This is a genomic window from Streptomyces sp. NPDC002588, assembly GCF_040295925.1.
Lineage (GTDB): Bacteria > Actinomycetota > Actinomycetes > Streptomycetales > Streptomycetaceae > Streptomyces.
Map to the genome: position 1 here is coordinate 24,217 of NZ_JBEOWF010000056.1, position 12,218 is coordinate 36,434.

The 12,218-nt window shown below is 73.0% G+C and carries 11 protein-coding genes; 8 read left to right on the plus strand and 3 right to left on the minus strand.

From position 1 onward, the window contains the following. Positions 1-18: 18 nt before the first annotated feature. Positions 19-1,170, plus strand: a complete 1,152-nt coding sequence (locus ABT057_RS42285) for an NADH-quinone oxidoreductase subunit D (protein WP_352349424.1) — start codon at positions 19-21, stop codon at positions 1,168-1,170. 58 nt (positions 1,171-1,228) lie between these two features. Here the strand turns inward: ABT057_RS42285 and ABT057_RS42290 are convergent, their stop codons facing one another. Beyond that, positions 1,229-2,245 (minus strand): SAM-dependent methyltransferase, encoded by a 1,017-nt coding sequence (locus ABT057_RS42290; RefSeq protein ID WP_352349516.1) that lies wholly within the window; start codon positions 2,243-2,245, stop codon positions 1,229-1,231. Positions 2,246-2,374: 129 nt separating this feature from the next. Between ABT057_RS42290 and ABT057_RS42295 the strand changes: the two genes are divergently transcribed. Both ABT057_RS42295 and ABT057_RS42300 read left to right on the plus strand, forming a co-directional pair. Beyond that, the gene (locus ABT057_RS42295; RefSeq protein WP_352349426.1) at positions 2,375-3,580 is read left to right on the plus strand and encodes a sensor histidine kinase; all 1,206 of its coding nucleotides are present in this window, start codon (positions 2,375-2,377) and stop codon (positions 3,578-3,580) included. Positions 3,581-3,668: 88 nt separating this feature from the next. After that, positions 3,669-4,340: a response regulator transcription factor gene (locus ABT057_RS42300; RefSeq protein WP_352349428.1), complete on the plus strand. Its 672-nt coding sequence runs from the start codon at positions 3,669-3,671 to the stop codon at positions 4,338-4,340. A gap of 12 nt (positions 4,341-4,352) precedes the next feature. Here ABT057_RS42300 and ABT057_RS42305 read toward each other — a convergent pair whose 3' ends face one another. Both ABT057_RS42305 and ABT057_RS42310 read right to left on the minus strand, forming a co-directional pair. Then, complete coding sequence (locus ABT057_RS42305) at positions 4,353-5,459, minus strand: DUF5937 family protein (protein WP_352349430.1); 1,107 nt, start codon at positions 5,457-5,459, stop codon at positions 4,353-4,355. Between the two features lie 49 nt (positions 5,460-5,508). Further along, positions 5,509-6,495 carry an aldo/keto reductase gene (locus ABT057_RS42310; RefSeq protein WP_352349432.1) on the minus strand — a complete coding sequence of 329 codons (987 nt, stop codon included), beginning with the start codon at positions 6,493-6,495 and terminating at the stop codon, positions 5,509-5,511. Between the two features lie 159 nt (positions 6,496-6,654). Here ABT057_RS42310 and ABT057_RS42315 point away from each other — a divergent pair, with 159 nt between their 5' ends. From ABT057_RS42315 to ABT057_RS42335, 5 genes are read left to right on the plus strand one after another with little or no spacing between them, the layout of a single operon-like run. Beyond that, positions 6,655-7,602 carry a Rossmann-like and DUF2520 domain-containing protein gene (locus ABT057_RS42315; protein WP_352349434.1) on the plus strand — a complete coding sequence of 316 codons (948 nt, stop codon included), beginning with the start codon at positions 6,655-6,657 and terminating at the stop codon, positions 7,600-7,602. Beyond that, entirely contained in the window at positions 7,599-8,597 is a 999-nt protein-coding gene (gene panC, locus ABT057_RS42320) for a pantoate--beta-alanine ligase (RefSeq protein ID WP_352349436.1), read from the plus strand. Before ABT057_RS42315 ends, panC begins: the two co-directional genes overlap by 4 nt. After that, positions 8,594-10,309 carry an L-aspartate oxidase gene (locus tag ABT057_RS42325; RefSeq protein ID WP_352349438.1) on the plus strand — a complete coding sequence of 572 codons (1,716 nt, stop codon included), beginning with the start codon at positions 8,594-8,596 and terminating at the stop codon, positions 10,307-10,309. Before panC ends, ABT057_RS42325 begins: the two co-directional genes overlap by 4 nt. A gap of 5 nt (positions 10,310-10,314) precedes the next feature. After that, positions 10,315-11,310: a carboxylating nicotinate-nucleotide diphosphorylase gene (gene nadC, locus ABT057_RS42330; RefSeq protein WP_352349440.1), complete on the plus strand. Its 996-nt coding sequence runs from the start codon at positions 10,315-10,317 to the stop codon at positions 11,308-11,310. Positions 11,311-11,325: 15 nt separating this feature from the next. Then, the gene (locus tag ABT057_RS42335) at positions 11,326-12,123 is read left to right on the plus strand and encodes a type III pantothenate kinase (RefSeq protein WP_352349442.1); all 798 of its coding nucleotides are present in this window, start codon (positions 11,326-11,328) and stop codon (positions 12,121-12,123) included. Positions 12,124-12,218: the final 95 nt, after the last annotated feature.

Sequence of the window (12,218 nt, forward strand, 5' to 3'; positions counted from 1 at the left end):
GTAGGGGAGACTGGGACCATGACTCCCCCTACGGAGACCACGGTCGGGATCGGCGGTGCCGCGGAGAGCACCGACATGGTGCTCAACATCGGTCCCCAGCACCCTTCCACGCACGGCGTGCTGCGGCTGCGGCTGGTGCTGGACGGCGAGCGCATCCAGCACGCGGAGCCGGTGATCGGCTACATGCACCGGGGCGCGGAGAAGCTGTTCGAGGCGCGCGACTACCGCCAGATCGTCATGCTGGCCAACCGCCACGACTGGCTGTCGGCGTTCTCGAACGAGCTGGGTGTGGTCATGGCCGTGGAGCGGATGCTCGGCATGGAGGTTCCCGAACGCGCGGTGTGGACGCGCACGCTCCTCGCCGAGCTGAACCGGGTGCTCAACCACCTGATGTTCCTCGGGTCCTACCCCCTGGAGCTGGGCGGCATCACACCGGTCTTCTACGCGTTCCGCGAGCGCGAGGTGGTGCAGAACGTCATGGAGGAGGTCTCCGGCGGGCGCATGCACTACATGTTCAACCGGGTCGGCGGCCTCAAGGAGGACCTGCCGGCGGGCTGGGCCGCACGCGCGCGCGGCGCGGTGTCCGCGGTGCGCTCGCGCATGGACGTCTTCGACGACCTGGTCCTCGGCAACGAGATCTTCCGGGGGCGCACCCGCGGGGTGGGCACGCTCGCGCCGGAGCACGTCCACGCGTACGGCGTGAGCGGGCCCATCGCGCGCGCCTCGGGTGTCGACTTCGACCTGCGCCGCGACGAGCCCTACCTGGCGTACGGCGAGCTCCAGGACACCCTGCAGGTGGTGACCCGCGGCGAGGGCGACTGTCTCGCCCGCTTCGAGTGCCTCCTCGCCCAGACGCACAACGCGCTCGCCCTCGCCGACGCCTGCCTGGACCGTCTCGCCGAGCTGCCGCCCGGTCCGGTCAACCAGCGGCTGCCCAAGGTCCTCAAGGCACCCGAGGGGCACACGTACGCGTGGACCGAGAACCCTCTCGGCATCAACGGCTACTACCTCGTCAGCAAGGGCGAGAAGACGCCGTACCGGCTGAAGCTGCGCTCGGCCTCCTACAACAACATCCAGGTCCTCACCGAACTGCTGCCGGGCACGCTGGTCGCGGACATGGTGGCGATCCTGGGGTCGATGTTCTTCGTGGTCGGGGACATCGACAAGTAGGACACCGGGGCCAGGGCACCGGCGAGCAGGACACCGGGGGAGGGCACCGACAAGCGGCTCACGCGTGTCCCCGGGCGAGCGGGTTCGGAATTCCAACCGACTGGACCAGCCACCCGAAGCCGCCCAGCCCGCCCGGCGCGGTGAGCTCGGCGGCCTCCCCGGCGCTCGCGAGGGCGCGCACGTAGGCGACCGGTTCCGTGGAGGCGAGCGTGAGCGGGGGGCGCGAGCCCGTGACGCCGAGGGAGTGCAGGGCGGCGCGCTGGGTCAGCAGCGACGCCCGTGCGGGCGCCCCGGCCGCCGCGCACGCGTCCACCGCCACATGCGCCGTGATGTCGCACGACCCGTCCGGCACGGGTGCCGTCTCGCGTCCGTCGCGGAAGCCGGTGAGGGTGCCGAACGGGGGGCGGGCGTCCGCCGTGTGCGCGTAGTCCACCGCCACCGCGAGCCCGCGCGCGACGGACGAGACCGCGGACGCCCACGCCGTGTCCCGGGGCAGCCCGATCTCCGCCCGCAGGCCCTCCTCGGCCGGCAGCGGCCACCAACGCGCCAGCCAGTCCGCCTCCGCGCCGGTCACCGGCTCCCCGAGCCGCTCGTCTCCGTCGGCGGAGACCAGCACCAGGCGCGCCACGCCCGCGGAGTCGACCTCGGCGACGTCCAGGGGCACGTTGTCGAGCCACTCGTTGGCGAACAGCAGCCCGGTGATCCCGCAGGGGGGCTCGGGCAGCCACTCGACGCGGTGGGCGAGGCCCTCGGGGCGGCCGGCGAGTTCGACGGCGTACGCGCGCGTGCGGGCGGCCACGTCGGCGGGGAGCGCGGCCAGCACGCCGGTGACCAGCTCGCCCCGCCCGGCGGCCATGTCGACGAAGTCGAGTGCGGCGGGCCGGCCCAGCGCCTCGTCCACCCGGCACAGCAGCCGGGCGACGGCCCCGGCGAACAACGGCGACGCGTGCACGGAGGTACGGAAGTGCCCGGCGGGCCCCTCGGGGCGCCGGTAGAAGCCGCCCTTCCCGGCGGTGCCGTACAGCGCCACCTCGGTCGCGGCGCGCCAGCCGCGCCAGGTGCCGGAGTCCGTCATCTCGTGCCTCACCCGGCCAGACTAGGCGTACAGGTGATCACGGCCTCCACCTTGCGGAGTATGCGCGCCGGCTCGGATCGGCCCTCCGGTTGACCCCCGCACGCTTTCCGCTTCCCTACGCTGGGTTACGTGCAGCGCCTCTACGACTTCCTCCGCAGACACCCGACCGGGGTCGACGGCTTCTGGGCCATCGTCCTGTTCGGGATCTCCGCGGCGGCCGGGACCGTCAACCAGGAGCAGCGGGGAGGCACCGACTCGGCGGCTGTGCTCGTTCCCGTCGCCCTGCTGCTGTGTCTGGTGATCGCGCTGCGCAGGCGCATGCCCGAGAAGATGCTGCTGCTGGCCGGCGCGCTCGGCCTGGCACAGCTGGTGCTGGACGTCGCGGTCATACCGGCCGACTTCGCGCTGCTGGTGATCGTCTACACGGTCGCCGCGACCGCCGCCCGCTGGGCCTCCACCCTCGCGCTGTTCACCGGACTGAGCGCGGCGACCCTGGCGCAGGTGCGCTGGCCGCAGCACGACGCGAGCGTGCCGGGCCAGGTCGCGGTCGTCGTGTTCCAGACCGTGCCGTTCGCGCTCGCCTGGGTGATGGGCGACTCGATACGCACCCGGCGCGCCTACTTCGCGCAGCTGGAGGAGCGAGCGGCGCGCCTGGAGAAGGAGCGCGAGGCGCAGTCCAAGGTCGCGGTGGCCGCCGAGCGCGCCCGGATCGCGCGCGAGCTGCACGACGTCGTCGCGCACAACGTGTCGGTGATGGTGGTGCAGGCCGACGGCGCCGCGTACGTCCTGGACGCCGCCCCCGACCAGGCGAAGAAGGCTCTGGAGACGATCTCCTCCACAGGACGCCAGGCCCTCGCCGAGATGCGCCGCCTGCTGGGTGTGCTGCGCACCGGTGAGCACCAGGAGGGCGGTGAATACGTGCCGCAGCCGGACGTGGAGCAGATCGAGGACCTCGTCCAGCAGTGCCGCGGCTCGGGCCTGCCGGTCGACTTCAAGATCGAGGGCACACCGCGGCCGCTGCCGAGCGGGGTCGAGCTCACCGCGTACCGCATCGTCCAGGAGGCGCTGACGAACACGCGCAAGCACGGCGGGCCGAAGGCGGGGGCGAGCGTGCGCCTGGTCTACTTCGACGACGGCCTCGGCCTGCTCGTGGAGGACGACGGCAAGGGAGCCCCGCACGAGCTGTACGAGGAGGGCGGCGCCGACGGCCAGGGCCACGGCCTGATCGGTATGCGCGAGCGGGTGGGTATGGTCGGCGGCACCCTGGACGCGGGCCCGCGCCCGGGCGGAGGATTCCGCATCAGCGCCCTGCTCCCGCTCAAACCAGCGCATTGACGTTTTCGCGCGCCTCTCGTTGACACCTGTCACGCCCCCGAGATCCTTCACGCCCCGCACAGAGAACCGACCCACGGAAGAGGACCCGATGACGATCCGCGTGATGCTCGTCGACGACCAGGTGCTGCTGCGCACCGGCTTCCGGATGGTGCTCGCCGCCCAGCCGGACATGGACGTCGTCGCCGAGGCGGGCGACGGCGTCGAGGCCCTGCAGGTGGTGCGCTCCACGGACGTCGACGTCGTCCTGATGGACGTCCGTATGCCGAAGCTGGACGGCGTGGAGGCCACCCGCCGCATCTGTGCGGAGCCCGATCCGCCGAAGGTGCTGATCCTGACGACCTTCGACCTGGACGAGTACGCGTTCTCCGGGCTGAAGGCGGGCGCCTCCGGCTTCATGCTGAAGGACGTGCCGCCCGGCGAGCTGCTCGCCGCGATCCGCTCGGTGCACAGCGGCGACGCGGTGGTCGCACCCTCCACCACCCGCCGCCTCCTCGACCGGTTCGCGCCGATGCTGCCCACCACCGGCCCGAAGCCCGAGTACAAGGAGCTGGAGCGGCTCACCGACCGCGAGCGCGAGGTGATGGTGCTGGTCGCCCAGGGGCTGTCCAACGGCGAGATCGCGGCCCGGCTGGTGCTGTCCGAGGCGACCGTGAAGACCCATGTGGGCCGCATCCTGACCAAGCTGGGGCTGCGGGACCGGGTACAGGTGGTCGTCCTGGCGTACGAGACGGGACTGGTGCGGGCCGGCGGCCACGGCTGAAGTGCCCCCGGGTCAGCGCAGCAGGCCCTCCAGGAAGTCGCTGCCGAGGCGCGCGACCACCGTCACATCCAGCTGGTGCAGGACGTAGCGGCCGCGGCGGCGGGTGGTGATCAGGCCCGCCTTCTTCAGGACGCCGAGGTGGCGGGATATCTCGGGCGCGGTCATGCCGTGCGCCTGGGCCAGCTCCGTGGTGGTGTAGGCGCTGCGGGCCAGCAGGCGGCAGATCTGCATCCGGACGGGGTGGGAGAGGGCGGTCATCCGCAGCGTCAGCTGCTCGACCGAGGGCGGTGCGGCCAGCTCGGGGGAGCCGACCGGATAGTGCAGGACCGGCTGCCAGCCGTACCGGAACAGCACGCTCAGGTGCGGCCAGCCAAGGCTCGTCGGGAGGAGCAGCAGCCCGCCGTCGGCCGTGGCGGTGCGGCCCGCGAGCAGCTTGTCCACCGTGATCCGCGCACGGCTCTCGTCGAGCGTCACGGCGGCGGACACCGAGGCCAGGGCCTCGCGCAGACCCTTGTGGCGCAACAGGTCCGTCTTCTGGCGGGCGTCGGCGGCGAGGGGGTGGCGCACCCGGGCCCAGACGTCGGCGAAGAACGCCTCGTCGCAGTCCTCCAGGAACTGTCTGAGCCAGCCACGCACCCGGGGCGGGTCGGTGAGCAACCGTTCCGTGAACCGCGCCTGCCGCGGCCCGCGTGCCGCGGCCAGCTCCAGGGCGCGGCGGCGCAGCGCAGGGTCGCGGAGGACGTCGAGGACCGGCAGGTCGTATTCCGGCGCGCAGGTGAACTCGAGGGCGCAATCCACGAACTGTTCGTCCGTCAGCTTGTCGAGGAGGTCCAGGTCCTCGGCGAGGGTGGCGCCGGGCAGCGCGTCGCGGCCGGGAAGGCCGGCATACGGCAGGAAGAGGTCGGAGAACGACGTCCGCCACAGGAAGTCGGCCTCGCACATCCGGTCCGCCAGATGCGAGTCGAGGCGGGCGGTGACGCCGGTGACCCAGCCCTGGAGGCCGGGGTGGTGCCCCGGCTCGGACAGCGCGTGCAGCGCCATGCAGAGCTCGGCCAGGGGTGAGGTCACGACGGCGACCCGCTCCGGCCGCAGCCCCGAGATGTCGATGTGCACGCTCATGCCCTCATGGTGCACCCCGCCACTGACAACGCCGCCGGACGGGCGCGGCTCAGTGCGCCGCGTCGAGCTTCGCCCGTTGCTCCGTGCTCAGTTCGAGGTCGACCGCGGCCAGGCTGTCGTTCAGCTGCTCGACCGAGGACGCGCCGACCAGCGGCAGGACCGGGAGCTCGGCGCCGATCAGCCACGACAGGACGACCTGGTTGACGCTCGCGCCGGTCTCCTCGGCCACCTCGCGCACCGCCCGGAGCCGGGCGGGCGTGCCCGCGTGCTCGAAGCCCGGGCCGAGCGGCTTGTCCTCGCGCACGTACGCCCCGCTCAGCAGCGGGGTGTAGGCGACCTGGGCGAGGGACGGATTGGCCCGGACATAGCTGAGCAGATCCGCGCCGAGCAGACCCGGGTTGCCGTCGGGGGAGCGCAGGCTGGGGATGTCGGTGCGCTGGCGGAGGTAGCTGTGGTGATGCTGGAGGACCTCGTATCCGGGCAGTCCGGCGGCCCTGGCGAGGTTGCGGGCGGCCTCGATCCGCCAGGCCCAGTGGTTGCTGGCGCCGAGCAGTCCCGCGACACCGTCGGCGACGACCTCGGCGAAGCCGCCCACCGTCTCCTCCAGGGGTGTCCTCTCGTCCTGGATGTGCGCGTAGAGGAGATGGATGCGCTCGATGCCGAGGCGCTCCCTGCTGCGCTCGGCGGATTCCCGGATCGTCTTGGCCGAGAGCCCCTCCACGTCGAGGCTGAAACCCGACGTCGGCGCGTTCGGACGGGCGCCGAGTTTCGTGGCGACGGTGATCTCGTCGCCGACGCCCCGGCTGCGGATCCAGCGGCCGAGCAGCTCCTCGCTCTCCCCGCCCTGGGTCCCGCCGACCCAGAACGCATAGTTGTTCGACGTGTCGACGAAGGTTCCGCCCGCCTCGGCGAAACGGTCCAGAACGGCGAACGAGGTCGCCTCGTCGGTCACGGTCCCGAAGAGCATGCAGCCGAGGCTCAGCACACTCACCTCGCGACGGGTGGCCGAATCGCTGCCGATGACGCGGTATTTCAAGGGTTTCCTGTTCCGCCTCCCGGCACGTCCGGGCGTCGTGCCGCCCGTCAACGTAGCCGAGGAAGCTCCCGCGCGGGCCGCTCCGAAGGCCAATCGCGTTAACATGACGAGAAATCGTCCGGTACCCCGCGCGGACTGGAACGGGAAGGCCGCCCTCGAGTGAGTGCATTTCAACAACCAGACCCCAGGGACCGCCCCGCGCGGCTCACCGTCGGCGTCGTCGGCGCCGGCCGCGTGGGACCCGCCCTGGCCGCGTCCCTCCAGCTCGCCGGACACCGTCCGGTGGCAGTCTCCGGTGTCTCCGACGCCTCCCGGCGGCGCGCCGCGCTGATGCTGCCCGACGTGCCGCTGATGCCGCCCGCCGAGGTCCTCGGGCGCGCCGACCTGGTGCTGCTGACCGTCCCCGACGACACCCTGCCCGGTCTGGTGCAGGGCCTCGCCGAGACCGGCGCGGTCCGGCCCGGCCAGCTCCTCGTGCACACCTCGGGGCGGTACGGCGCGAAGGTCCTCGACCCCGCCACGCGCGCGGGCGCGCTGCCGCTGGCCCTGCACCCGGCGATGACGTTCACCGGCACGCCCGTGGACGTCCAGCGCCTCGCCGGCTGCTCCTTCGGCGTCACCGCGCCCGACGAACTGCGGCTGGCCGCGGAGGCCCTCGTCATCGAGATGGGCGGCGAACCGGAGTGGGTCGCCGAGGACAGCCGCCCGCTCTACCACGCGGCCCTCGCGCTGGGCGCCAACCACCTGGTCACCCTGGTCGCCCAGTCCATGGAACTGCTGCGCGCGGCGGGCGTCGAGGCGCCCGACCGGATGCTGGGCCCGCTGCTCGGCGCGGCCCTCGACAACGCCCTGCGCTCCGGGGACGCAGCCCTCACCGGCCCCGTCGCGCGCGGGGACGCCGGTACGGTCGCCGCGCACGTCGCGGAGCTGCGCCGGCACGCCCCGCAGACCGTCGCCGGGTACCTGGCGATGGCCCGGGCGACCGCCGACCGCGCGCTCGCCCACGGACTGCTCAAGCCGGAACTCGCCGAGGACCTCCTCGGAGTGCTCGCGGGCCGAGCCGAAGGCACCCCCGGCACCCACGGCACCGAAGGAGATGCCGGATGACCACCCTGCTGCGCACCGCCGCCCAACTGCACGCACGCGCGCGTGCCGGCCGCCGGGCCGTCGTGATGACGATGGGCGCCCTGCACGAGGGCCACGCCACCGTCGTCCGCACCGCCCGGGAGATCGCCGGGCCGGACGGCGAGGTCGTCGTCACGGTCTTCGTCAACCCGCTGCAGTTCGGCGAGGGCGAGGACCTCGACCGCTATCCGCGCACCCTGGACGCCGACCTCAAGGTCGCCGCGGAGGCGGGCGCGGACGTCGTGTTCGCGCCGTCCGTGGACGAGGTCTACCCCGGCGGCGAACCCCAGGTCCGGGTCAGCGCCGGCCCCATGGGGGCGCGCCTGGAGGGCGCCTCGCGTCCCGGCCACTTCGACGGCGTGCTCACCGTCGTCGCCAAGCTGCTGCACCTCACCCGCCCCGACGTCGCCCTCTACGGCCAGAAGGACGCCCAGCAACTCGCGCTGATCCGCCGCATGGTCCGGGACCTGAACTTCGGCATCGAGATCGTCGGCGTCCCGACCGTCCGTGAGGCCGACGGCCTCGCCCTGTCCAGCCGCAACCGCTACCTCTCCCCGCAGGAGCGCCGCACCGCGCTCTCGCTCTCGGCGGCCCTGTTCGCCGGCCGCGACCGGCACGCCGCCCAGGAGGCGCTGCGGGCACGCGCGCGTGAGGTGCCCGCCACCCACGCCCGTGCCGAGGCGCTCAGCGCGCTGGGCGAGTCCCGCGCGGCAGCCGACACGCACGCCGTCGCCAAGGCCACCCCGGGCAGCCCGGCCGCCATCCGCGCCGCCGCCCGCCTGGTCCTCGACGAGGCCGCCCGGCTCGACCCGCCGCTGGAGCTGGACTACCTCGCGCTCGTCGACCCGTCGGACTTCACGGAGATCACCGACATCGAGGACGGCCACACCGGCGAGGCCGTCCTCGCCGTCGCCGCCCGGGTCGGGACGACCCGGCTGATCGACAACCTCCCCCTCACCTTCGGAGCCGCCTCGTGACCAGCACAGGCATACGACTGCACGCGCCCGCCCCCGGGTGGTCGATCTCAGCGGACGTGGTGGTCGTCGGCTCCGGCGTCGCCGGTCTGACCGCGGCCCTGCGCTGCGAGGCCGCGGGGCTGAACACCGTCGTCGTCACGAAGGCCCGCCTGGACGACGGCTCCACCCGCTGGGCGCAGGGCGGCATCGCCGCGGCCCTCGGCGACGGTGACACCCCCGAACAGCACCTGGACGACACCCTGGTGGCGGGCGCCGGTCTGTGCGACGAGGACGCCGTACGGCTCCTGGTCACCGAGGGCCCTGGCGCCGTACGGCGCCTCATCGAGACCGGCGCCCACTTCGACGAGTCCTCCGAAGGCCGCCTGGAGCTCACCCGCGAGGGTGGTCACCACCGGCGCCGCATCGCCCACGCGGGCGGCGACGCGACCGGCGCGGAGATCTCCCGGGCGCTCGTCGAGGCGGTACGCGCGCGTGGGGTGCGGTCGATCGAGAACGCGCTCGTCCTGGACCTGCTGACGGACGCCGAGGGCCGCACCGCCGGTGTCACCCTGCACGTCATGGGCGAAGGCCAGCACGACGGCGTGGGCGCCGTGCACGCCCCCGCGGTCGTCCTCGCGACCGGCGGCATGGGCCAGGTGTTCTCCGCTACCACCAACCCGTCCGTGTCGACGGGCGACGGCGTGGCGCTCGCGCTCAGGGCGGGCGCGGAGGTGAGCGACCTCGAGTTCGTGCAGTTCCACCCGACCGTGCTCTTCCTCGGCGCCGACGCGGAGGGCCAGCAGCCGCTGGTCTCCGAGGCGGTGCGCGGCGAGGGCGCCCACCTGGTCGACGCGGACGGCGTGCGCTTCATGGTCGGACAGCACGAACTGGCCGAGCTGGCGCCCCGGGACATCGTCGCCAAGGGCATCATGCGCCGCATGCAGGAGCAGGACGCCGAGCACATGTTCCTCGACGCCCGGCACTTCGGCGCCGAGATGTGGGAGCACCGTTTCCCGACGATCCTGGCCGCCTGCCGCGCCCACGGCATCGACCCCGTCCACGAGCCCATCCCGATAGCCCCGGCGGCCCACTACGCCTCCGGCGGCGTCCGCACCGACTCCCGGGGCCGTACGACCGTCCCGGGCCTGTACGCGTGCGGGGAGGCGGCCTGCACCGGTGTGCACGGCGCCAATCGGCTCGCGTCCAACTCCCTCCTGGAGGGTCTGGTCTACGCCGAGCGGATCGCCGCCGACATCGCCGCGAGCCACGCGGACGACAGCCTCCCCGCGCGCATGCCCGCCCCCGTCGAGCAGCCGTCCAGGCCGGCGCACCCGCTGCTCGCACCCGAGGCCCGGTTCGCCATCCAGCGGATCATGACGGAGGGCGCGGGCGTGCTGCGCTCCGACCAGTCCCTCGCCAAGGCCGCCGACCAGCTGCAGCGGCTGCACACCGAGGCCCGCGACGCGCTCGACGAGAACGGCAAGACCGCCGAGCCCGGCGTCGACACCTGGGAGGCCACCAACCTCCTGTGCGTGGCCCGCGTCCTGGTCGCCGCGGCCCGCCTGCGGGAGGAGACCCGCGGCTGCCACTGGCGCGAGGACCACGCCGACCGCGACGACACGGACTGGCGCCGCCACATCGTCGTACGGCTGAATCCGGACCGGACACTCGCCGTACACACCACCGATACCGCAGACTTCCCCCCGACCCGGCAGCACCAGCAGGAGCAGTGACAGACGTGAGCACCCCCGACCTTCCCCTCGCCCCGAGCGGCGGCTGCGGCGATGGCTGTGCCTGTGGCGCCGACGCCGGCCTCGAGGGCGAGGGCTACGCCGAATACGCGGAGTGCGGGCTCGATCCCGCGCTCGCCCAGCTCCTGGCCGACGCCGGGCTCGACCCCGTCGAGGTCGAGGACATCGCCAACGTGGCCATCCAGGAGGACCTGGACCACGGCGTGGACGTGACGACGGTCGCGACCATCCCCGAGGAGGCGGTGGCGACCGCCGACTTCACCGCGCGTGAGGGGGGCGTCGTCGCGGGCCTCAGAGTCGCCGAGGCGGTCGTCTCGGTCGTCTGCACCGACGAGTTCGAGGTCGAGCGGCACGTGGAGGACGGCGACCGCGTGGAAGCCGGCCAGAAGCTGCTGTCGGTCACCACGCGCACGCGTGACCTGCTGACCGCGGAGCGCAGCGCCCTGAACCTCCTGTGCCGACTGTCCGGGATCGCGACCGCCACGCGCGCGTGGGCGGACATCCTGGACGGCACGAAGGCACGCGTGCGGGACACCCGCAAGACGACGCCGGGTCTGCGCTCCCTGGAGAAGTTCGCGGTCCGCTGCGGCGGCGGCGTCAACCACCGTATGTCCCTGTCGGACGCGGCCCTGGTCAAGGACAACCACGTGGTCGCGGCGGGCGGCGTCGCCCAGGCCTTCACGGCCGTGCGCGAGGCCTTCCCCGACGTGCCGATCGAGGTCGAGGTCGACACCCTGCACCAGCTGCGCGAGGTCGTGGACGCGGGCGCCGACCTGATCCTGCTGGACAACTTCACGCCCGGGGAGTGCGAGGAGGCCGTCGCGATCGTCGGCGGGCGCGCCCTGCTGGAGGCCTCGGGCCGGCTCACGCTGGACAACGCCAAGGTGTACGCCGACACCGGCGTCGACTTCCTGGCCGTGGGGGCCCTCACCCACTCCTCGCCGATCCTGGACATCGGTCTGGATCTGCGAGCGGCGGAGTAGGGGCGGGTACCGGCCATGCTGCTGACGATCGACGTAGGGAACACGCACACCGTGCTCGGCCTGTTCGACGGTGAGGACATCGTCGAGCACTGGCGGATCTCCACGGACGCCCGCCGCACGGCCGACGAACTGGCGGTCCTCCTCAAGGGCCTGATGGGCATGCACCCGCTGCTCGGGGTGGAACTGGGCGACGGCATCGACGGCATCGCGATCTGCGCGACGGTCCCGTCCGTCCTGCACGAACTGCGCGAGGTGACCCGCCGCTACTACGGCGACGTGCCCGCCGTCCTCGTCGAACCCGGCGTCAAGACCGGCGTGCCGATCCTCTTCGACAACCCCAAGGAGGTCGGCGCGGACCGCATCATCAACGCGGTCGCCGCGAACGAGCTCTACGGCGGCCCGGCGATCGTCGTCGACTTCGGCACCGCGACGACGTTCGACGCGGTCAGCGCGCGCGGTGAGTACGTCGGCGGGGTCATCGCCCCCGGCATCGAGATCTCGGTCGAGGCCCTCGGGGTCAAGGCCGCCCAGCTCCGCAAGATCGAGGTGGCCCGGCCCCGCAGCGTGATCGGCAAGAACACGGTGGAGGCGATGCAGTCCGGCATCGTCTACGGTTTCGCCGGCCAGGTCGACGGCGTCGTCGGCCGGATGGCGCGCGAACTGGCGGAGGATCCCGACGACGTCACGGTGATCGCGACGGGCGGACTGGCGCCCATGGTCCTCGGCGAGTCCTCGGTGATCGACGAGCACGAGCCCTGGCTGACCCTGATCGGACTGCGGCTGGTGTACGAGCGGAACGTGTCGCGCATGTGACCTGGGAGGGGGCCGACGAGGCGGATTCGGACGCGCCACACCTGCCCCCTATGTCGAATTTGTCTGATTAGCGCGTATCGTCGGCACATGCCCAC